Here is a 21284-nt window from a genome sequence, read left to right as displayed (position 1 = left end):
GCCCATGACCGCGCCCAACCCGCCCTCCGTGCCCGCCGACCGGCCGGACGGGCCCCACCCGCACCCCGGCACCGAGGGCCGCACCCCCTACCTGGTCGGGCTGCTGCTCGCCGGCCGCCGGGTGGTCGTGGTCGGCGGCGGCCAGGTCGCCCAGCGCCGGCTGCCCGCCCTGATCGCCACCGGTGCGGACCTGCACCTGATATCGCCCGCCACCACCCCCGCCGTCCAGGCCATGGCCGACGCCGGCGAGCTGACCTGGCACGAGCGCCCGTACCGGGACGGCGACCTCGCCGACACCTGGTACGCCCTGGTCGCCACCGACGACCCGGCGGTCAACACCGCGGTCAGCGCGGAGGCCGAGCGCGAGCGGGTGTTCTGCGCCCGCAGCGACGACGCGGCCGCCGCCACCGCCTGGACCCCGGCCACCGGGCGCGACGCCGGCGCCACCGTGGCGGTGCTCACCGGCGACCCGCGGCACTCCGCCGCGCTGCGCGACACCATCGTGGACGGCCTGCGGGACGGCTCGCTGGCGGCCCGCCGGCACCGCGCCGGGGACGCCTCCCGGGAGTCCCGCCGCGGGAGCGTCGCCCTGGTCGGCGGCGGCCCGGGCGACCCGGACCTGATCACCGTGCGGGGCCGCCGACTCCTGGCCGACGCGGACGTGGTGGTCGCCGACCGGCTGGCCCCGCGGGAGCTGCTGGCCGAGCTGCCCGAGCACGTCGAGGTGATCGACGCGTCGAAGATCCCGTACGGGCGGTTCATGGCCCAGGAGGCGATCAACCGGACGCTCATCGAGCACGCCAGGGCCGGCAAGTTCGTGGTCCGGCTCAAGGGCGGTGACCCGTACGTCTTCGGGCGCGGCGGCGAGGAGCTGCTGGCCTGCGCCGAGGCCGGCCTGCCGGTGACCGTGGTCCCGGGGATCTCCAGCTCGATCAGCGTGCCGGCGGCGGTCGGCGTGCCGGTCACCCACCGGGGCATGACGCACGAGTTCACCGTGATCTCCGGCCACGTCGGGCCGGACGACGAGCGCTCGCTGACCAACTGGGAGGCCGCCGCCCGGATGAGCGGCACCCTGGTGCTGCTGATGGCCGTGGACAAGATCGGCGCGATCGCCGCGAAGCTGGTGGAGTGCGGTCGCCCGGCCGACACCCCGGTGGCCGTGGTCCAGGAGGGCACCACCGCGGCCCAGCGCCGGGTGGACGCCACCCTGGCGACCGTCGCGGCCACCGTCGAGGCCGAGCGGATCAAGCCCCCGGCCGTGATCGTCGTCGGCGACGTCGTCAACGTGCTGGCCCCGGCCTTCGCCGGCTCCTGAGCGGCCCGGCCCCCGAGGCCCCGGAGTGGGAGGCCGGCCCCGCCGACCTCCCACTCCGCCCCCGCACGGACCCGTAGCCCCGGCTCACTCCAGCGGCTGCTCCGTCCAGATCACCTTCCCGGTCGCCGTGTACCGCGTCCCCCAGCGGTCCGCGAACTGCGCGACCAGGAAGAGCCCGCGCCCGCCCTCGTCCGTGGTGGCCGCGTACTTCAGGTGCGGCGAGGTGCTGCTGGCATCGGACACCTCGCAGATCAGCGCCCGGTCGCGGAGCAGCCGCACCCGGATCGGCCCCGACCCGTACCGGATCGCGTTGGTCACCAGCTCGCTCAGGATCAGCTCGGTGACGAACGCCGCCTCGTCCAGCCCCCACTGCGCCAGCCGCTCCGCCACCGCCGCCCGCACCGCACCCACCGCGGCCGGGTCGGACGGCACGTCCCACTCCGCCACCTGGTCCGGCGCGAGCACCCGGGTACGCGCCACCAGCAGCGCGATGTCGTCCTGCGGGTGCGCCGGCAGCATCGCGCCCAGGACGTCCGCGCAGGTCTGCTCCGGCGTCCGCGGCGGCCCGGTCAGCGCCGACCGCAGCCGCTCCAGCCCCTCGTCGATGTCCCGCTCGCGGTCCTCCACCAGCCCGTCCGTGTACAGCACCAGCCGGCTGCCCTCCGCCACCTCCAGCTCCACCGTCTCGAACGGCAGCACCGCGAGGCCCAGCGGCGGCCCCGTCGACAGTTCAGGGAAGACCACCTGCCCGTCCGGCGAGACCAGCGCCGGCGGCGGATGCCCCGCACTGGCCAGGGTGCAGCGCCGCGACACCGGGTCGTAGATCGCGTACAGACAGGTCGCCCCGGTGACCGCCCCCGAACCGCCGGTCGCGGACTCCTCCTGGTCGATCCGGTTCACCAGGTCGTCCAGGTGCCCGAGCAGCTCGTCCGGCGGCAGGTCCAGCGTCGAGAAGTTGTGGATCGCCGTCCGCAGCCGCCCCATGGTCGCCGCCGCGTGCAGCCCGTGCCCCACCACGTCCCCGACCACCAGCGCCACCCGGGCACCCGGCAGCGGGATCACGTCGAACCAGTCCCCGCCGACCCCCGCCTGCGCCGGCAGGTACCGGTGCGCCACGTCCAGCGCGTTCTGCGCGGGCAGGCTCCGCGGCAGCAGGCTGTGCTGCAGCGTTACCGCCATCGCGTGCTCGCGGGTGTACCGGCGCGCGTTGTCGATGCAGACCGCCGCGTGCGAGACCAGTTCCTCGGCCAGCGCCAGGTCCTCGTCCTCGAACGGCTCCGCCCGGCCCGCCCGCCAGAACCGCGCCACCCCCAGCAGCACCCCGCGCGCCTTCAACGGCACCCGCACCAGCGAGTGCACCCCGTACTCCAGCGCCTGCGCCGCCCCCTCCGGATCCTGGTCCCGCCACGCCGTGCTCTCCGCCAGCCGTGGCTCCACCCCCGGCAGCCCGGTGTCGAGCGCACCCGCCAGCGGCGTCGACGGCACCACGTCCAGCACCGTGCCCACCGGGTAGAACGGCGAGTCGTCCCGCACCCCGGCGAACGCCGCCCGGCGCACCCGGTCCAGCGAAACGCCCGCCGGCGGCTCGTCGCCGTCCAGCACCTGCTCGGCCAGGTCGACGGTGACGAAGTCCGCGAACCGCGGCACCGCCACCTGGGCCAGCTCCTCCGCCGTGCGCGTCACGTCCAGCGTGCTTCCCACCGCGAGGCCCGCGTCGTACAGCAGCCGCAGCCGTCGCTGCGCCACCTCGGCCCGGCCGGAGAGCGCCAGCAGCTCGGTGGAGTCACGCAGCGTGGCGACCAGGCCGGGCGGGCCGCCGTCGCGGTCGGTCAGCCGGATGTTCACCGCCAGCAGCCGCTCCCCGGACAGCACCACCTCGTCGGTGACCGGCCGGTCGGCGGTCAGCAGCTCCTCGGGCGCGTGGTCCAGGCCGAGCTCCGTCACCAGCCGGCCCTCGGCGTCGGCCGGCAGGTCCAGCAGCCGGCGCGCCTCGTCGTTGCAGAGCAGCAGCCGCCCGTCGCCCTCGACGATCAGCACGCCCTCGCGCACGGCGTGCAGCACGGCCGCGTGGTGCTCGTACATCCGCGTCATCTCGGCCGGCCCGAGCCCGTGCGTCTGCCGCCGCAGCCGACGGCTGATCAGCGCCGTGCCGCAGGTGGCCAGGCCCAGCGCAACCGCCGCGGCCCCGAGCACCACGGGCAGCTGCCGTTCGCTGGCACTGCTCACGTTCTCGATCGTGATGCCGGACGACACCGCGCCGATCACCTGGCCGTCCGGCGCGCGCACCGGCACGGTCGCCTGGACCAGCGGCCCGAGTGTGCCGTCGATCTGCTCGGTCACCACCTGCCCGTCGAGGGCGGGCTCGTAGTTCCCTACGAACTTCTGGCCGATCCGGGCCGGATTGGGGTGGGTGTAGCGGATGCCGTCGGTGTTCAGCACCACGATGAAGTCCACGCCCGCGTTGATCCGCGCCGCCTGCGCCTTGGGCTGCAGGATCGCGGTCGGATCGGGGGACTGCATGGCGGCGACGATGCCGGGCGAGTTGGCGAAGGTCTGCGCCACCGCCACCGACCGGTTGGTCGCCTCCTGCCGGGCGTCGTTGCGGGACTGCACCACCAGGGCCACCACGGCCGCGGCGACCAGGAGCAGCACCACCAGGACCTGGAGCGCGAAGAACTGCCCAGCCACCGAGCGGCGCTTCACCGACTTCGGCCACGCCGCCCGCGGCTGCTGTAGCCGACCGCGTGGGCGCCCACCGGAGGAGCCGGCGGCTCCAGTGGCGAGAGAGGAGGCGGTGGAGCCAGAAGCACCAGAGCCCGACGGAGCCCAGGATCGGCCCGGAAAACGGGCCATACGCCATATTTGCACTCTGCGTGCCGAGGGGCCAAGACCAGCCACACCCGATCGTTCGGCCGTTTAGCCTTCTCCACCCCGACTTGGCAAGATCGCAGGGTGTCCGAGCCCAGCATCATCACCGATCCCGCCGACCCGCGCCTCGCCGACTACACCGGCCTGACCGACGTGGAACTGCGCCGCCGACGCGAGCCCGCGGAGGGCCTGTTCATCGCCGAGGGCGAGAAGGTCATCCGCCGCGCCCTCGCGGCCGGCTACCGCATGCGGTCGATGCTGCTGACGGCCAAGTGGCTCGATGTGATGGCCGACGTGATCGCCGAGGCCGAGGCCCCCGTCCACGTCGTGGAGCCCGCGCTGGCCGAGGCCGTCACCGGCTACCACGTCCACCGCGGCGCGCTCGCCTCGATGGAGCGCAAGCCGCTGCCGGACGCCGCCGAGGTACTGGCCGGCGCCCGCCGGGTGGCCGTGCTGGAGGGCCTGGTCGACCACACCAACCTGGGTGCCATCTTCCGCAGCGCCGCCGCGCTCGGGATGGACGCCGTCCTGCTCTCGCCCGACTGCGCGGACCCGCTGTACCGGCGCGCGGTGAAGGTCTCGATGGGTGCCGTCTTCGCCGTCCCCTACGCCCGGCTGGACCCGTGGCCGGCCGCCCTGGACACGGTCCGGGAGGCGGGCTTCAGCCTCCTCGCGCTCACCCCGGCCGAGGACGCCGTCGACCTGGCCGCCCTGGCCCCGCACCGGCTGCCCAAGGCCGCGCTCATGCTCGGCGCCGAGGGCGACGGCCTCACCCGGCGCGCCATCGACGCCGCCGACCACCCCGTGCGCATCCCGATGGCCCACGGCATCGACTCCCTGAACGTCGGCGCGGCCGCAGCGGTGGCCTTCTACGCCGTCACCGCCGCCACCTGACCCACCCCGGGCGCGCGGGAAGTCGGCCCGCCCGACTTCCCGCGCGGGCCTGCGGCGTGTGTAGGCATCCTCGGGGCGGCGTGGGGGACGAGCGCGAGAAGTCGGCTCGTCCGACTTCCCGTGCGGGCCGGTGGGTGCTGCCGGGGGCAGGCGCCGGGGTCCTGGGCGATGTGGGGCGCGAGAAGTCGGCCTGGCCGACCTCCTGCGCGGCGCGGAGCGGAGCCCGAGGGCCGGGGGATCAGCCTGCCGGTGCCGAGGGCGGGGCGGGGGCCGCTGCGGGGGGCGGGGTCACGGTCACCGTGGGGGCGCCGGGCCAGGACTCCTCGATGGTCCCGTCCGGCCGCACCGTGTAGCGGGTGGACGCGGTCGCGCCCGTCTGGCTGCTGCGCTCCTCGCGGACCAGCGCGCCGCTGTCGAGCCGCCAGGCGGCCGCCGCCTGCGGGTCCGCGGCCGAGGACCGCGCTGCGAGCGGCACGGGCGTGTCCCCGTTGAAGCCGAAGAGCTGGACCAGGTCGGTCGGCACCGAGCCCTCCGTGCGGCGCAGCACCACCAGGCCGGCCGGCGCCCCCTTGTACCGGGCGGGGAGGACGGTGCTCAGCGCGACCTGCGGTCCCGCCCCCGCCGAGCGGCCGTCCCGCAGGGCGATCGGCGGGCCGCCGGCGGGGTCGGGGTAGCTGCGGTTGGGCCAGTCGACCGCCGGGTTGACGCCCTGGGCGGGAGCCAGCGCGCCCTCGCCGGCCGGGCCGCCCGTACGGGCCGCGGCCGCGGCCGCGGGGGGCGTCGGGGACTGCGGCAGGGACGACGGCGCCGCGCCGTCCACCGACTGCCCGGCCGCGGCGGGCGGCACGGCGGAGCCGTCCGTGCCCGGCCGGTCCGCGGGTGCGGTGGTGACCGTCGTCGCGCCCACCGGGCCGAGGCCCTGGTTGCTCCGGTTCTCGCACCCTTGCGCCGCCGCGATCGCCAGCGCGACGCCGACCGTGACGGTGACGAAGACGATCAGGCGCTGCCGCAGCAGCCGCTGCCGGGCGCTGCCGGGACGGCCGCCGGGTGCGGGCGTGTGCTGCCGGTCCCGGCTCCGCCCGCGCGGGCGGACGGGTCGCTGCCCGCCCTCGCGCGGACCGGGCTGGGCCGCCGGGGCGCCGCCCCGACCGGGGGCGGGGGTCTGCTGCCGCTCGCGCATCGGCCGGGTGGTCTGGAGGTCATCGGCCCGGGGCAGCGGTCTGGTGGTCGGCTGGGCACCCTGGTGCCCGCGCCGCGGAGCCGCACCGGCCCGGGCACCGGGGTGCCCTGCCGGGTGAACGCCGGGGTGGCCTGCCGCACGACCGCCCGCGGTCCCGTTCCCGGGGCCACCCGTCGGGCCGCCCGCGACCCTGCCCGCAGGGCCACTGCCGGGTCCACCGCCGGGGGCGCCGTGCCCCCCGGCCGGACCGCTGTGCCGGCCTCCGGCGAGCCCCGCGCCGGCGTGCCCGCCCGCGCCGCCCGCGGCGGCCCGGGCCCGCGCCACGCCCGCCGGATCCGGCGCCCGCCCGGGCGCGGGGACCCCGCGGCCTGCGGCCGGCGGCACCGGCGCTGCCGGCGCACCGCGCCCGGGAGTGCCGGGTCGTGCCCCACCGGCCGGCCGCCGCCCCGCGGCACGGGCCGCGCGCTCCGCGGCCGCAGCGTCGAATCCGCCCCCGACGGCCCCACCGGTGACGCTCCCGCCGGCCGCGGCCTGGCCGGCCGCCGCACCACCGGCCACCGCCCCGCCGGCCCCGCCCGCACCGCGCGCCGCAAGCTCGCTGAGCCGCTCGTGCAGCGCGGCCGCGCCGGGCCGTTCGGCGGGCTCCTTCGCCAGGCAGGCCCGGATCAGCGGCGCCAGCTGCGGCGGCACCTCCGAGAGGTCGGGCTCCTCGTGCACGACCCGGTACAGCATCACCTCGGAGGAGGCCCCCGAGCCGAACGGGGTGTCCCCGGTGAGCGCGTACGCCAGCGTCGCCCCGAACGCGAAGACGTCCGTCGCGGGCGTCACGGCCACGCCGCGCACCTGCTCGGGCGCCAGGAATCCGGGCGAGCCGACGGCGGTGCCGACGTGGGTGAGCGTGCTGGCGCCGCGCGACCACGCGATGCCGAAGTCGATGATCCGCGGCCCGCGCGGCGACAGCAGGATGTTGGACGGCTTGAGGTCCCGGTGGACGACGCCCGCCTCGTGCACCTTGACCAGCCCGTCGGCCAGCGCGGCACCGATCCGGGCGACCTCCGCCCACGCCAGCGGCCCCTCGTCGCCGACCCGCTTGTACAGCGAGGGCCCGGGGACGTACGCCGTGGCCAGCCAGGGGCGGTCCGCCTCGATGTCGGAGCCCACCACCCGGGCCGTGCAGCCGCCGCGGATCCGGGAGGCGGCGGCGATCTCGCGGGCGAAGCGGGTGCGGAACTCCACGTCCTCGGCCAGCTCGGCACGGATCAGCTTGAGCGCCACCCGCTGCCCGCGGCGGTCGGAACCGAGGTAGACCACGCCCATGCCGCCGGCCCCCAGCCGCCGGTGCAGTCGGTACGGCCCGACGATGCGGGGGTCCTCACGCCTCAGCCGCATCATCGCCATGTTCGCTTCCCCGTCAGCCTGTGGGTGAGGCCCCGTCGGTTGGGGCATCGTCAGTTCCTGTCTGGCACAGCTTACGGACTGGCCGCTGCGGTGTGCTGATACGCAACACCCGAACCCTCCGTGCGATTGTCCGATCGTGCGCTGACCTGCAGGTCACGGCGGTGCCGGAACGGTTCTCGGGGTCGGCTCTCAGGGTTCCCCCGGGGGCGCGGAGGAAGCCGCCTCCCCCTCCGGTAGTACACCGCAAGTCGGAGGCTCATCCTCGGGGAGGCCCGCAGAACAATACGACGGCATGACGTCCGCCCACCCCCTCCCGCCATAGCGTTGTCCTCAGCGGTGGACGGGGAGCTCGTCCCCCGAGGTAATCCGTCCACCGCGTCCGCGTCGAGCGGCCAGCAGGCACCGGCAGTACACGAATCGGGAGTAGGGGCATGGCACCGCAGCTCACGGGATCACCCCGCCGCCGTCGGCAGGCCTTCACCCAGCGCCACGCCGCCGAGCCGACCAGGCACCCGGCGGTCGCGCTGGCCATGGCACTGCCCTGCGCCGTACTGCTGGTGATGCTGTTCGGCGGCTGGGATCAGCTGGCCAACCAGGCCCAGGCCCTGGCCGAACTGATCAAGCACTGACCCGAACGCCGGGCCCGGTCCTCCGGGCCGCCGTCAGGGGAACGATCCGGCTGGGAGAGCCGGCCACTGAACGGGCACTGAATCCCCTGGGGACGGGGAGCCAGTGCCGCCGGGGAAGGCCGCGCCCGCGATGACACGCGGACGGGCGAGGAGCGGTGCGCAGAGCACCCCGGCAGGCGGAGATGCCGCGTACGGACGTCGGTGAGGGCGACCGTACGCGGCTCTTCATCTCCCGTACGACCCACGACTTTCCCGCGCGGCCCGAGCCGCTCCGCGGGGCAGCACAAACGGCCGGGGCCGTGACCCTCGCGGATCACGGCCCCGGCCGTTACTGTGCGCGATACTGGGATTGAACCAGTGACCCCTACCGTGTCAAGGTAGTGCTCTCCCGCTGAGCTAATCGCGCCTGGTGTGGCGGTCCTGCAGCGGACCCCGAAGGGTCCGACGTGCGCGATACTGGGATTGAACCAGTGACCCCTACCGTGTCAAGGTAGTGCTCTCCCGCTGAGCTAATCGCGCCTGGTGTGGCGGTCCTGCAGCGGACCCCGGAGGATCCGACGTGCGCGATACTGGGATTGAACCAGTGACCCCTACCGTGTCAAGGTAGTGCTCTCCCGCTGAGCTAATCGCGCGGGGAGGTCTCCCGGTGGAACCGGGTGATCCTCTTGGAGGTGGAGACGGGATTTGAACCCGTGTACACGGCTTTGCAGGCCGTTGCCTCGCCTCTCGGCCACTCCACCAGGCAACACTCGAAGAACGATCTTACACTGTTCTCCATCGAGCGGACGACGAGATTCGAACTCGCGACCCTCACCTTGGCAAGGTGATGCTCTACCAACTGAGCCACGTCCGCCTGTCTCCCGGGATCTTCACCGCTTTTCTTCGGCTGCGCTCCCTGGCGACGTGTTGAACTCTAGCGGATTCCTGGGCCAGCTAAAAATCCGTTCCCGCAGCGTGCCGAGGGGATGGCCCCGGAGTGCCGTCCCGTCAGCGGTTCCGCGGGCCCATCGGCCCCCACCAGCGGCGTCTCCGGATGATCATCCGCGGGCCGTCCCGCGCACACCCGCAGGACACCCGGGTACCGCCCGGAGACCGGTGCCCGCGCGCCCCCGCACGCCGCCGCCGAGCCCCCTTCGCGCCCCCGACCTACACTTCAGGCACCGCAGCCCAGCCCCACCCGTGCAGGAGAACCGTGTCCGGCCACCCCGACCCCCTGAGCCCGCTCGCCCGCTTCGGCGGCCGCGTCGCCACCGGGCTGCGCGACGTCACCTCGGACCCAGCCGCACTCGACTCCTCCGGCTTCTGGGCCGTCGCCCACGACTTCGAGGGCCGGCTCACCTGCGCCCGCTTCGACGACGTCCGCCCCGCCCCGGCCGCGCCGTCCGGCGCCGGCTGGCTCGGCCCGTCCCCCGACAGCTGGCACAGCTCGCTGGACCACGCCGCCTACACCGCCGGGGTCCGGCGGATCCGCGAGCACATCGCGGCCGGCGAGGTCTACCAGGCCAACCTCTGCCGCGTCCTCAGCGCGCCGCTGCCCGACCCGGCCCGCGCCGACGTCGACGCCCTCACCGGTCTGCTCGCCCACGGCAACCCCGCGCCCTACGCCGGCACCATCCGCCTGCCCGAGCACGGCGTCGAGATCGCCACCGCCTCGCCCGAGCTCTACCTGCGCCGCGACGGCCGCACCGTCTCCTCCGGCCCGATCAAGGGCACCGGCCGCACCGAGGCCGACCTGCTGGAGAAGGACTACGCGGAGAACGTGATGATCGTCGACCTGGTCCGCAACGACCTCGGCCGGGTCTGCGAGACCGGGACGGTCACCGTGCCCGACCTCTGCGCCGTCGAGAAGCACCCCGGCCTGGTCCACCTCGTCTCCACCGTCCAGGGCACCCTGCGGGCCGGTGCCGGCTGGCCCGAGCTGCTGGACGCCACCTTCCCGCCCGGCTCGGTCACCGGCGCCCCCAAGTCCAGCGCCCTGCGGATCATCGACGCCCTGGAGACCGCCCCGCGCGGCCCCTACTGCGGCGCCATCGGCTGGGTCGACGCCGACCGCGGCGAGGGCGAACTCGCCGTCGGCATCCGCAGCTTCTGGATCGACCGGGCGGCGCCCGGTGCACCCGTGCTGCGCTTCGGCACCGGCGCCGGCATCACCTGGGGCTCGGACCCCGAAGGCGAATGGGCGGAAACCGAACTGAAGGCCGCCCGCCTGGTCGCGATAGCGTCGGGCACCGAGACCGACTGACGGCCGGCACCGGTAATCGGTCGGCCCGCCCCCCCCGCCCCGCCACCCCCTGGCCGCACGCCCGACGCCCCGGCCCCGGCCACCCGCCCCGGCCCCGGCCACCCGCACCTCCCACCGTCCGACCGCCCCGCCCCAACGCCCAGAGGAGCAGCCCTCGATGCAGCACCCGACCAAGAGCTGGGTCAACGGCACACTCGTCGACTCCGCCGACGCCGCGCTCTCCGTCCTCGACCACGGACTCACCACCGGCGACGGCGTCTTCGAGACCCTCAAGGCCGTCGACGGCCGGGTCTTCGCCGTCACCCGCCACCTCGACCGGCTCACCCGCTCCGCCCGCGGTCTCGGCCTGCCCGACCCCGACCACGACCTGGTCCGCGAGGCCTGCGCCCAGGTCCTCGCCGCCAACCCCATGCCGCTCGGTCGGCTCCGCCTCACCTACACCGGCGGTACCGCCCCGCTCGGCTCGGAGCGCGGCGACGGTGCCCCCACCCTGGTCGCCTCCATCGGCGCCGTGGCCCACCGGCCCGACACCACCGCCGTCGCCACCGTCCCGTGGCGCCGCAACGAGCACAGCGCCGTCGCCGGCCTCAAGACCACCTCGTACGCCGAGAACGTGGTCGCCCTCGCCGCCGCGCACCGCGCCCGCGCCTCCGAGGCCCTGCTCGCCAACACCGCCGGACAGCTCTGCGAGGGCACCGGCTCCAATGTCTTCGTCGTCCTCGGCGGCCGCCTGCTCACCCCCACCCTCGCCTCCGGCTGCCTGGCCGGCATCACCCGGCGACTGGTCGTCGACTGGTGCGACGCCGAGGAGACCGACCTGCCGCTGGACGTGCTCCAGGAGGCCGAGGAGATCTTCCTGACCTCCACCCTGCGCGACGTCCAGGCCGTCACCCGCGTCGACGACCGCGAACTGCCCGGCCCCGGCCCGGTGACCGCCAAGGCGATGGCCGTCTTCGCCGAGCGCAGTGGGGACGACCTGGACCCGTGACCTCCGGGCCGGGGCGCCGGTGGCCGGGGCGGGCCGGACTCCACCGGCGCCCCGGCCGCGCCGGCGGATAGAACGCCCGCACGGAGGGGAAGGGACCTCGACATGACCACCACGCTGCGGCCCGAGGGCCCGGAGACACCCACCACCGCCGGCGGCCGCACCAGACGCTGGCAGATTCGCGCCAACGGCCGGCCGGTCGGCGCCCTGCGTACCACCAGCGTCCCGCGCGGCAACCAACTCTGGGGAGAGATCGCCGAGTTGGAGGTTCACGAGGGGCGCGGCCGGGGGCGCGGAACGATCGGCGCGCTGGCCGCCGAAGAGGTACTGCGCGGCTGGGGCTGTTCCCGTGTGGACGTGGACGTCCCCGAATCGGCGCAGGCCGCCCGCGGCCTCGCCGCCACCCTCGGCTACACCGAGCGGATGCGGAACATGGCCAAGCGCCTCACGGTCGCGCCCGAGCTGCCCACCGGTGCGGTCGCCCGCCGGATCGGCCCGGAGGACTTCCCCGGCTGGCTCGCCGAGGCGAAGCAGGGCTACCTGCGGGACCTCCGCGCCTCGGGCCTGAGCGAGCGGCAGGCCCGCGCCAAGTCCGACGCCGACCACGTGCACCTGCTGCCGCAGGGTGCGGACACCCCCGGCGTCGCCCTGCGCCGGCTCTACGGGGACGGACCGGACCCGCTGGGCGCCCTCTGGCTGGCCCTGCGGGTCCGGGACCTGCCCGACGGCTCCCCGCTCGCCTGGGTGATGGTCGTCGAGGTGGCCGAGGCCCACCGCGGCCACGGCCACGGCCGCACCCTGATGCTGCTCGCCGAGCGCGAGTGCCTGGCCGCCGGAGTGCACGACCTCGGCCTGAACGTCTTCACCGGCAACGAGGTCGCGATCCGGCTCTACGACTCGCTCGGCTACCGCGTCACCAACCGGGTCTACGGCAAGCCGCTGATCTGACCGGCATGCTGACGCTTCGTCAGGATGTCGCGTCAGGGCGCCTTCGCGCCCTCGATCAACGCGGTGATCCGCTCCCGCAGGCCCTCCTGGCTCTGCCCGCCGTCCAGCCGCTGCCCGGCGATCACGTACGTCGGAGTGCCGGTGACCCCGATCGCCTTGCCCTCCGCCTGGTCGGCGTCCACGATCAGCGTGTGCCGGCCGTCGACCAGCGCGGTGTCGACCTCCTCGGCGTCCACGCCGACCTCGCGGGCCACCTCCAGCAGCACCGCCTCGCCGCGCGCCTCCAGGTCCTCGACCCGGTCCAGCAGCGCCTCGACGTACGGCCACCCGAGGCCCTGCGCGAACGCCTCCTCGGCGGCCTGCGCCGCGGCGTACGCGTGCTTGTGCTTCTCCAGCGGGAAGTGCCGCAGCTCGATCGGGAGCGCGTCGCCGTACTCGGCACGCAGCGCCCGGACGTCGTCGAGTGCCGTGCGGCAGTCCGGGCACTGGAGCTCGCACCAGAGCTCGAGGCGGGGGAGGGAACCTTCGATCATGCCCCCAGTGTTCCACTAGTGGGCGCCGCCCCGTCCCGGTGGTGCGCCCGGCCGACGGCCGCAGCCACGGGAGGTCCGATGACCAGAGTGAGCACGAGCACCGGGCGCGGCGGCACGTCGCGGCCCGCCGGACCGTCCGGGGAGCGGCCGTGCTGACGGCGGCGGTCGCCTTCGCGCTCACCGCGGCCGGAGTGGCCGTGGCCGGTCTGCGCGCCCACCGCCGGCGGTTCCGCTCCGCGACCCGCTGGTTCGCCGTCGCGCTGCTCCCGGCCGGGCTCTACCTGTCCGGCCTGTTCCCGGTCGCGCGGACGATCGGCGGCGAGCTGGCCGACTGGGCGACCGACCTGGTCTTCAGCCCCCGGATCTGGACGGGCCTCGCGCTGCTCGCGGTCTCGGCCGCGCTGCTGGTCACCACCCGCCTGGTGGCTCGGCGCCGGGCCGTGGGCGGGGCGGAGTCCGGTCCGGCTGCAGCGGGTGCGGCCCCGGCCCGTTCCGCGGTGGCCGGCTCGCGGGCGGCACCGGCCGGCCTGACGAACGCCGGGGCCACCGCTCCCGCTGCGGCCGCCCCGAAGGCGGCGGCGCCGAAGAGCGGCAGGGCGGGCAAGCGGGACGACGGCCTCGGCGACGAGTTCGACGACATCGAGGAGATCCTCCGCCGCCGCGGCATCTGACCGGAGGCGGATCGAAGGGGCGGACCGCAAGGCGACCCGGGCGGACCGGGAGGCGGGCAGGGGCTGGGGCCGACCGGCGTCGGGCCGGCCGCTCAGGCGGAGGGCACGGCCTCCGCCGAGCGCTGCCGCGCCCGGTAGGCGGCCACGTGCAGCCGGTTGCCGCAGGTCCGGCTGTCGCAGTAGCGCCGGGAGCGGTTGCGGGAGAGGTCCACGAAGACGCGCGCGCAGTCGGGCGCCTCGCAGCGGCGCAGCCGGTCCCGCTCCCCGGCGGTCAGGATGAAGGCCAGTGCCATGCCCAGCTCCGCCGCCAGGTGGTCGTGCAGGGCGGCGTGCGGGGCGAAGTAGTGGATGTGCCACCCGTGGTGGTCGTGGTTGGTCAGGCGTGGCGTGGTGCCGGCGTCCGCGACCAGGGCGTTGATCAGCTCCGAGGCCTCCTCGGTGCCCTCGGTGACGAACACCTCCCGGAGCCGGGTGCGCAGCCGGTGCACGTTGCGCAGGTCGTCCTCGGTCAGCGAGTCGACCTCGCTGATCTCCTGGCGGACCACGAAGGCGTCGAGTGCGGCCACGTCGGGCAGCAGCTCGGCGCCGCACACCTCGGGTGCGGTGTTGAGCAGCTCGACGAGGATGCTCAGCGCGCACTCGGTGTCGTGGGTGATCAGCACGGTGGGGGCTCCTCGCCCGGAGGGGGCCGTCGGCACCCCGCGTCTACGGTCAACCTCAGACCTTACCGGGCCCCGTCGCGCACGGCGGGCGCTTCGCCCGAAGGGTTGTGCGGGAGCCGGGAGCCGGGAGCCGGGAGCCGGGAGCCGGGCGCCGGGGCCCGGTGCCGGAAGCCGTGGTGCCCCCGGAAAGACGACGGCGCCCGGCAGCGAGGCCGGCCACCCGTGCGGATGGCCGGCTCCGATGCCGGGCGCCTGCGGTGCTGGGGCCCGCTCCGGTGGGAGCGGACCGTCCACCGGCCCCGAGACCGCGTCGTGCGCGGCTGAGTCTTGCTGCCGTGCCCCCGAGTAGGACGGCTGCGGTGACGGCAGGGGGTACGGCCCCGCCGACTGCGGGGTGCGACCACCTCCCGGACGGGGTCAGCTTTCGGCGAGGATGTGGGACAGCTCCCGGTCGAGGTCGAAGTGACGGTGTTCGGTGCCGGGCGGCACGGCGGCGTCCGTCCGCTTGAGGAAAGACTCAAGCGCGCGGGCCGGGGCCTCCAGCAGGGCTTCTCCTTCCGGAGAGCTCAGCGCGATGCAGACCACCCCTTGCCCGTGGCTGCGCGAGGGCCACACCCGGACGTCGCCGGTGCCCGTGGGTCGGTGCAGCCCCTCCGCAAGGAGATCTCGGGCGAACACCCACTCCACGGTCTCGTCGGCGCCGGTGTGGAACGTCGCGTGCACGGCATAGGGGTCGGCGGTGTCGTAGCGCAGGCCCGCGGGGACGGGCAGTGAGGACTCGCTGGACACGATGAGGCGCAGGTGCAGCTCGCAGCTGACCGTGGTGTTCATAAGCGCCATGGCCTTTCGCTCAGTGTGCGCTCGGGGAATCGCACGTCGGCGAACGGACCATCCCACCTCCACGACCGATGTAAACCCCTCTGTCCGGATTCGGGGCCGAGTCGTACCCCTTACGGCGCATTGCGGATTCGGCACGGAGTGCCCGGCGCCGCATTACCGGGCCACTTCTCGGTTAGTTTCCTGGCATGACTGTGCGAAGCGACAAGGCGCGCGGGAACGCGGGCGGGAACACGAGAACGGGTGATGCGGTCGTGCCGGACGAGTCGGGGGCCAGGCCGGGCAACGGGAACGGCGGCGAGGCCGCCGGGGAGGAGCGGGCCGGCGAGGGGGCCGCGGACGGCGGGCGGGGGCTCGGCTCCCGGGCGCCGCACTTCATCCGCCGCTCCCGGCCCCTGCACCTGAGCTGGCAGGTGGCGGTCTTCCTGGTCGGCCTGGCGGTGGTGGGGGCCGGCGTGATCATGCTGCCGCTGCCGGGGCCCGGCTGGGTGGTCATCTTCCTGGGCATGGGCATCTGGGCCACCGAGTTCGTCTGGGCCCAGCTGGCCCTGCGCTGGACCCGCCGCAAGGTGGCCGAGGCGGCCCAGAAGGCACTGGACCCGAAGGTGCGGCGCCGCAACATCACGCTCACCGTGATCGGCCTGGTGGTGATCGCCGGGATCGGCGCCTGGTACCTGGCGAGGTACGGGCTGGTCATGCCGTGGAAGATCGGCGAACACTGACCCGTCCGGCCGCAACCGGTGGCGGTCCGCCCGGGGGAGGGCGGGGCCGGCGGGGGGCGGGCGCCCGGTGCGGGGGGCCGGAACGGGGGGTGTTCGGACCACCCCACCGGATGCGGTAATGTTTTCCCTGCACCCGGGCGATTAGCTCAGCGGGAGAGCACTTCGTTCACACCGAAGGGGTCACTGGTTCGATCCCAGTATCGCCCACCGGAATGCATTGTGATATGTGAGGCCCAGCCGATTATCGGCTGGGCCTCACATGTATTTCCGCAATGTGCTGAACGGCCGTCCGGAAGTCCCCCGGGAATCGGCTGAGTAACAGTCACCTTCCGCACGGGGTGCGAGTTCTGCGGGTGCGCCAGGCGGCCCCGACCGGTCCGAGTTGTACGACACCCCCCGAACGGTGCTACTGTTCTTCTCGTTGCCCGGGCGATTAGCTCAGCGGGAGAGCACTTCGTTCACACCGAAGGGGTCACTGGTTCGATCCCAGTATCGCCCACCGGACAGCACGCAGGCCCTGATCGGAAGACCGGTCAGGGCCTGCGGCGTTCGCGGACCAACCGTCGGGACCTGGGCCGGGACCGCGGACCGACGGCCGGGACCTAGGCCGCGACCTCGCAGCTGTGCTCCGGCGAGAGCCGCCGCCCGCAGCCGCACCGGGCCGGCCGCAGCGGCCACGAGACGTCCACCCGCTCCGGCGTCCCCGAGCGGTCGAACCAGTTCTGCAGCCCCCGCGCCTGCGCCGCGTGCCAGATCGCCTGCCGCAGGTGCAGCTCCGCCACCGACAGCCCGCCCAGCGCCGCCGGGTAGCGCGAACCGATCGCCCGGACCAGCTCCAGCGAGGCCGTCGCGTCCGCCGCGGCGTCGTGCGCCCCGGCCAGCTCCACCCCGTAGTGCGCGCAGAGGTCGGTCAGGGTGCGCCGGCCCTTCCGGTAGCGGTCCACGTGCTTGTCCAGCACCCGCGGGTCGATTATCAGCAGCTCCTGCGGGCCCAGCGCCTCCGCCAGCGACACCGCCCGGTGCCGGCGCAGCTCCCGGTCCAGCAGCGTCAGGTCGTACGGCGCGTTCATCACCACCACCGGCCGCCCGGCCCGGGCCTGCTCGGCCAGCGCGCGGGCCAGCTCCGCCACCACCGTCCGCGCCGGGCGGCCCTGTGCGCGCACCCGCTCGTCGGAGATGCCGTGGATCGCGCGGGCGCCCTCCGGTATCGGCACGCCCGGGTCGGCCAGCCAGGTGGCGGTCCGCGCGGGTGCGCCCGGGGTGAGCTGGACGACGAGGGCGGCGGAGACGATCCGGTCGGTCTCGACGTCCACGCCGGTGGTCTCGGTGTCGAAGGAGGCAAGTGGGCCGGTGTACCAGTGCTGCTGCATGACTGCCCCTCAGGTCCTGCGTTCCCCGAAGGTGATACCGCTCCTGACGTCCGCTCAACCGTTTGGCCCGGACCCGGCCGGGAACCCTGCGGTCAGGTGTCCTGTTCGAATCCGGACGGGCCCGGGGGCCGGGGGAGGCAACGGGGCGATGGCGCTGACACAGCCGCAGCCCGACGAGGCGGCGGAGGTCCTGCGGGGCAACCTGGCGGTGACGGCCTGCATGGAGACCCTGCAGGTCGGCTACCTGCACGCGGTCGCGGCCGCGGCGGGCTGCTCGCTCTCCCAGCCGTTCCCGGACAACGGCATCGACTGGCAGGTCAGCCACGGTTCCCGGGCGCACGAGGTGGACGACGAGGTCACCATCAAGATCCAGCTCAAGGCCACCCAGCAGATCGCCCCCCGGCCGCGCGGCCCGCACTTCAGCTTCACCCTGGACAACGACCACCTGCGCAAGCTGGCCCGGGAGCGGGTCGCGGTGCCGCGCATCCTGGTCGTGATGCTGCTGCCCAGCCGGGTCGACCACTGGCTGGAGGCCCGGCCCGACGCGCTGGAGCTGCGGCACTGCTGCTACTGGGTCAACCTGGCCGGCCACCCGGTCACCGGGCAGCGCCGGACCAACGTCCGGGTGCCCACCGCGAAGGTCTTCGACGACCGCGCACTGTGCGACATCATGGCGCGGGTCGGCGCGGGCGGCAGCCCGTGACGGCGCCGCCCCCGGCGGGAGGAACAGGACCATGACGCTGCCATCCGGGCCCCACGACGGCACCCGGCCCCTGCCCGACCCGGCGGCCGTCGACCCGGCCGTGCTCGCCACCCTGCTCGCCCGGCACGGCTGGATCCGGCGCGGCGGACCGACCGCCCGCTACGGGCGGTGGACGCCCCCGGACGACGCCGGCTCCGGCACCAGCCTGCTCGTCCCGGCCGACGACGGCTTCGACGACGCGGTCGAGCTGCTCGCCGACGCCGTCACCGCGCTGTCGCACTCGCGCAGCCCCTCCGCCCGCGCCATCCTGCTCGCCCTCACCGTTCCCGGCGACGAGCTGCAGTGGCGGCGCGAGCTCCCCGGCCCGGCCGGCACCGCGCCGTGGGAGGACGCCGAGCGGCTCCGCCGCTCCGCCCGGGGGATGCTCGCGGCCGGCGCCAAGGCCGGCCGGACCAGGGCGGCCTACTTCGGCGCCCGGCTGGACGCCTGGGCCGGCGACTTCCTGGAGCGCGTCCTGGTGGTCGAACACGGCCCGGCCGCCCAGAGCGGCGCCGGGCTCACCGCCCACACCCCGGCGCCCGAGGGCCGGGCGGCGGTCACCACCCTGGTCCGTGCCCTGGAGGCGCTGCGCGACGCGGTGGACTACCGGCGGGTCAGCGGCGGACCGGAGGCCTTCGAGAACGCCGTCCAGGCCGGGGTCAGCCGCGAGCTGGTGGAGTCCGTCGCCGAGCTGGTGCGCGGTGCGACGGCGGCGCAGCTGTCGGTCGCCTGGTCCGCCGCCGTCGGGACCCCGGGCGGCTTCGGCGACCGGCGGATCGTGCTGGAGTTCTCCCCGGGGGACCTCCCGGCGCTGGCGGAGGCCGCCGCGCTGCTGGAACGGATCGAGCCGGCCGTCGCCGTCACCGTGGTCGGCGTCGTCGTCCGGCTCAAGCGCGCCGACCCCGCGGGCCCCGGCACCGTCCGGCTGCGGGTGCTCGGCGGCGCCGAGGTCAGCGAGGTCAAGGTGCGGCTCGCCGCCCCGGCCTACCGGCTGGCCGCCGAGGCCCACCTGGCCGGCACCCCGGTACGGATCGGCGGCAGGCTGGAGCGGCGCGGCGGCTTCCGCCGGCTCACCCACCCCCGCGGCCTGGAGCTGTGCGGCGTGGAGGACGGTGAGCACGAGCGGCTGCTGAAGAGCCTGGGCGAGGGGCCCGAGCCGATCTAGGCTCGCGCGGTTCGCTCTTTCGGACCCGGCCGGGAGGCCGAACGGATCTAGGTGACGGTGGGGCCACCGGTCTCGGTACCATCGGTCAGGCGCAGCGCTGTGTTGCGTCCTCTGAATCCAGCACGTCAGGAGAGACCGGTGACGGACGTCCGGGTAATCATCAACCGCGAACCCGATCGGGAAGAGCGCGTGGTGACCACGGGCACTACGGCCGCCGAGCTCTTCGCCGACGACCGCTCGATCATCGCCGCCCGCGTCGGCGGCCAGCTCAAGGACCTCGCGTACGCCGTGCAGGACGGCGACGAGGTCGAGCCGGTCGAGATCGGCAGCAAGGACGGCCTGGACATCCTGCGCCACTCCACCGCGCACGTCATGGCGCAGGCCGTGCAGCAGCTCTTCCCGGAGGCCAAGCTCGGCATCGGCCCGCCGGTCAAGGACGGCTTCTACTACGACTTCGACGTCGAGAAGCCGTTCCACCCCGATGACCTCAAGGCCATCGAGAAGAAGATGCAGGAGATCATCAAGCGCGGGCAGAAGTTCTCCCGCCGCGTGGTCACCGACGACTCGGCCCGCGAGGAGCTGGTCGCCGAGCCGTACAAGCTGGAGCTGATCGGTCTCAAGGGCTCCGCCGCGACCGCCGGCGAGGGCGCCGACGTCGAGGTCGGCGCCGGCGAGCTGACCATCTACGACAACCTGGACGCCAAGACCGGCGAGCAGTGCTGGGGCGACCTCTGCCGCGGCCCGCACCTGCCCTCCACCCGGCACATCCCGGCGTTCAAGCTGATGCGCAACGCGGCCGCCTACTGGCGCGGCAGCGAGAAGAACCCGATGCTCCAGCGCATCTACGGCACCGCCTGGCCGAGCAAGGACGAGCTCAAGGCGCACCTCGACTTCCTCGTCGAGGCCGAGAAGCGCGACCACCGCAAGCTGGGCAACGAGCTCGACCTCTTCTCCATCCCGGAGGAGATCGGCTCCGGCCTCGCCGTCTTCCACCCCAAGGGCGGCATCATCCGCCGCGCCATGGAGGACTACTCGCGCCGCCGGCACGAGGAGGAGGGCTACGAGTTCGTCTACACCCCGCACGCCACCAAGGGGAAGCTCTTCGAGAAGAGCGGCCACCTGGACTGGTACGCCGACGGCATGTACCCGCCCATGCAGCTCGACGAGGGCGTGGACTACTACCTGAAGCCCATGAACTGCCCGATGCACAACCTGATCTTCGACGCGCGCGGCCGCTCGTACCGTGAACTGCCGCTGCGCCTCTTCGAGTTCGGGACGGTGTACCGGTACGAGAAGTCGGGTGTGGTGCACGGCCTGACCCGCGCCCGCGGCTTCACCCAGGACGACGCGCACATCTACTGCACCCGCGAGCAGATGGCGGACGAGCTCGACTCGACCCTGACCTTCGTGCTGGGCCTGCTGCGCGACTACGGCCTGACCGACTTCTACCTGGAGCTCTCCACCAAGGACCCGGAGAAGTACGTCGGTTCGGACGAGACCTGGGAGGAGGCCACCGCGGTCCTCGCCAAGGTGGCCGAGAAGCAGGGCCTGCCGCTGGTCCCGGACCCGGGCGGCGCGGCCTTCTACGGCCCGAAGATCTCGGTGCAGGCGAAGGACGCCATCGGCCGCACCTGGCAGATGTCGACCATCCAGCTGGACTTCAACCTGCCCGAGCGCTTCGACCTGGAGTACACGGCGGCGGACGGCTCGCGCCAGCGGCCGGTCATGATCCACCGCGCGCTGTTCGGCTCGATCGAGCGCTTCTTCGCGGTCCTGCTGGAGCACTACGCCGGCGCGATGCCGCCGTGGCTGGCCCCGGTCACCGTGACCGGCATCCCGATCACCGACGAGCACGTGCCGTACCTGCTGGAGGTCGCGGCCGAGCTGAAGAAGCGCGGGATCCGGGTCGAGGTGGACACCTCGGACGACCGGATGCAGAAGAAGATCCGCAACGCCCAGAAGTCCAAGGTCCCGTTCATGCTGATCGCGGGCAACGACGACGTCGAGGCGGGCGCGGTCTCCTTCCGCTACCGCAACGGCGAGCAGAAGAACGGTGTGCCGGTGGCCGACGCGGTCGCCGAGATCGTCGACGCCGTGGAGCGCCGTATCCAGGTGTGATGCGG

17 protein-coding genes and 7 tRNA genes are annotated in these 21284 nt (G+C 74.5%); 13 read left to right on the top strand and 11 right to left on the bottom strand.

What is annotated here, in order from left to right; translation table 11 throughout:
* Positions 1–4: 4 nt before the first annotated feature.
* Positions 5–1315, top strand: coding sequence for a uroporphyrinogen-III C-methyltransferase (gene cobA, locus RMN57_RS09530; protein WP_313762957.1), 1311 nt, complete (start codon positions 5–7; stop codon positions 1313–1315).
* An 84-nt stretch (positions 1316–1399) separates the two neighbouring features.
* Here the strand turns inward: cobA and RMN57_RS09525 are convergent, their stop codons facing one another.
* Entirely contained in the window at positions 1400–4168 is a 2769-nt protein-coding gene (locus RMN57_RS09525) for a SpoIIE family protein phosphatase (RefSeq protein ID WP_313762956.1), read from the bottom strand.
* 99 nt (positions 4169–4267) lie between these two features.
* On the opposite strand from RMN57_RS09525, the gene RMN57_RS09520 reads away from it, so the two are divergent.
* The gene (locus RMN57_RS09520) at positions 4268–5077 is read left to right on the top strand and encodes an RNA methyltransferase (RefSeq protein ID WP_313762955.1); all 810 of its coding nucleotides are present in this window, start codon (positions 4268–4270) and stop codon (positions 5075–5077) included.
* Positions 5078–5315: 238 nt separating this feature from the next.
* Here RMN57_RS09520 and RMN57_RS37030 read toward each other — a convergent pair whose 3' ends face one another.
* Positions 5316–7655, bottom strand: coding sequence for a protein kinase domain-containing protein (locus tag RMN57_RS37030; RefSeq protein WP_396327934.1), 2340 nt, complete (start codon positions 7653–7655; stop codon positions 5316–5318).
* Between the two features lie 431 nt (positions 7656–8086).
* Between RMN57_RS37030 and RMN57_RS09510 the strand changes: the two genes are divergently transcribed.
* Complete coding sequence (locus RMN57_RS09510; protein WP_313762954.1) at positions 8087–8284, top strand: hypothetical protein; 198 nt, start codon at positions 8087–8089, stop codon at positions 8282–8284.
* Positions 8285–8618: 334 nt separating this feature from the next.
* Here RMN57_RS09510 and RMN57_RS09505 read toward each other — a convergent pair.
* The 5 genes from RMN57_RS09505 to RMN57_RS09485 all read right to left on the bottom strand — a co-directional run bounded on the left by RMN57_RS09505 (position 8619) and on the right by RMN57_RS09485 (position 9137).
* Positions 8619–8690 (bottom strand) — tRNA-Val (locus tag RMN57_RS09505).
* A gap of 41 nt (positions 8691–8731) precedes the next feature.
* A tRNA-Val gene (locus RMN57_RS09500) sits at positions 8732–8803 on the bottom strand.
* A gap of 41 nt (positions 8804–8844) precedes the next feature.
* Positions 8845–8916: transfer RNA gene (locus RMN57_RS09495), tRNA-Val, on the bottom strand.
* A gap of 34 nt (positions 8917–8950) precedes the next feature.
* Positions 8951–9024, bottom strand: a tRNA-Cys gene (locus tag RMN57_RS09490).
* Positions 9025–9064: 40 nt separating this feature from the next.
* Positions 9065–9137: transfer RNA gene (locus RMN57_RS09485), tRNA-Gly, on the bottom strand.
* Positions 9138–9476: 339 nt separating this feature from the next.
* On the opposite strand from RMN57_RS09485, the gene RMN57_RS09480 reads away from it, so the two are divergent.
* The 3 genes from RMN57_RS09480 to RMN57_RS09470 all read left to right on the top strand — a co-directional run bounded on the left by RMN57_RS09480 (position 9477) and on the right by RMN57_RS09470 (position 12459).
* Positions 9477–10526, top strand: a complete 1050-nt coding sequence (locus RMN57_RS09480; protein WP_313762953.1) for a chorismate-binding protein — start codon at positions 9477–9479, stop codon at positions 10524–10526.
* Between the two features lie 157 nt (positions 10527–10683).
* Complete coding sequence (locus tag RMN57_RS09475; protein WP_313762952.1) at positions 10684–11514, top strand: aminotransferase class IV; 831 nt, start codon at positions 10684–10686, stop codon at positions 11512–11514.
* A 102-nt stretch (positions 11515–11616) separates the two neighbouring features.
* Positions 11617–12459: a GNAT family N-acetyltransferase gene (locus RMN57_RS09470; protein WP_313762951.1), complete on the top strand. Its 843-nt coding sequence runs from the start codon at positions 11617–11619 to the stop codon at positions 12457–12459.
* A gap of 32 nt (positions 12460–12491) precedes the next feature.
* Here the strand turns inward: RMN57_RS09470 and RMN57_RS09465 are convergent, their stop codons facing one another.
* Positions 12492–12992 carry a DsbA family protein gene (locus RMN57_RS09465; RefSeq protein ID WP_313762950.1) on the bottom strand — a complete coding sequence of 167 codons (501 nt, stop codon included), beginning with the start codon at positions 12990–12992 and terminating at the stop codon, positions 12492–12494.
* A 149-nt stretch (positions 12993–13141) separates the two neighbouring features.
* On the opposite strand from RMN57_RS09465, the gene RMN57_RS09460 reads away from it, so the two are divergent.
* Positions 13142–13663, top strand: a complete 522-nt coding sequence (locus tag RMN57_RS09460; RefSeq protein WP_313762949.1) for a hypothetical protein — start codon at positions 13142–13144, stop codon at positions 13661–13663.
* Positions 13664–13755: 92 nt separating this feature from the next.
* Here RMN57_RS09460 and RMN57_RS09455 read toward each other — a convergent pair whose 3' ends face one another.
* A complete protein-coding gene (locus tag RMN57_RS09455; RefSeq protein WP_313762948.1) occupies positions 13756–14325 on the bottom strand; it encodes a CGNR zinc finger domain-containing protein in 570 nt (189 codons plus the stop codon).
* 417 nt (positions 14326–14742) lie between these two features.
* On the bottom strand, positions 14743–15156 hold the full coding sequence (locus tag RMN57_RS09450) for an SsgA family sporulation/cell division regulator (protein ID WP_030056266.1): 414 nt from the start codon (positions 15154–15156) through the stop codon (positions 14743–14745).
* A gap of 194 nt (positions 15157–15350) precedes the next feature.
* Here RMN57_RS09450 and RMN57_RS09445 point away from each other — a divergent pair, with 194 nt between their 5' ends.
* From RMN57_RS09445 to RMN57_RS09435, 3 genes are all read left to right on the top strand, one after another.
* Positions 15351–15884: a TIGR02611 family protein gene (locus RMN57_RS09445; RefSeq protein WP_313762947.1), complete on the top strand. Its 534-nt coding sequence runs from the start codon at positions 15351–15353 to the stop codon at positions 15882–15884.
* 135 nt (positions 15885–16019) lie between these two features.
* A tRNA-Val gene (locus RMN57_RS09440) sits at positions 16020–16091 on the top strand.
* Positions 16092–16311: 220 nt separating this feature from the next.
* Positions 16312–16383: transfer RNA gene (locus tag RMN57_RS09435), tRNA-Val, on the top strand.
* A 103-nt stretch (positions 16384–16486) separates the two neighbouring features.
* Here the strand turns inward: RMN57_RS09435 and RMN57_RS09430 are convergent.
* Complete coding sequence (locus tag RMN57_RS09430) at positions 16487–17254, bottom strand: 3'-5' exonuclease (RefSeq protein ID WP_313762946.1); 768 nt, start codon at positions 17252–17254, stop codon at positions 16487–16489.
* 148 nt (positions 17255–17402) lie between these two features.
* On the opposite strand from RMN57_RS09430, the gene RMN57_RS09425 reads away from it, so the two are divergent.
* The 3 genes from RMN57_RS09425 (at position 17403) to thrS (ending at position 21279) form a co-directional block, all read left to right on the top strand.
* Entirely contained in the window at positions 17403–17957 is a 555-nt protein-coding gene (locus RMN57_RS09425) for a DUF4365 domain-containing protein (protein WP_313762945.1), read from the top strand.
* A 31-nt stretch (positions 17958–17988) separates the two neighbouring features.
* Entirely contained in the window at positions 17989–19161 is a 1173-nt protein-coding gene (locus RMN57_RS09420) for a hypothetical protein (RefSeq protein ID WP_313762944.1), read from the top strand.
* Between the two features lie 138 nt (positions 19162–19299).
* Entirely contained in the window at positions 19300–21279 is a 1980-nt protein-coding gene (gene thrS / locus RMN57_RS09415; protein WP_313762943.1) for a threonine--tRNA ligase, read from the top strand.
* Positions 21280–21284 lie beyond the last annotated feature (5 nt).

The sequence above is a fragment of the Kitasatospora sp. CM 4170 genome (assembly GCF_032110285.1).
Lineage (GTDB): Bacteria > Actinomycetota > Actinomycetes > Streptomycetales > Streptomycetaceae > Kitasatospora > Kitasatospora aburaviensis.
Note: the sequence above shows the minus strand (reverse complement) of the source record. Positions and strands in the feature narration are given on the sequence as shown.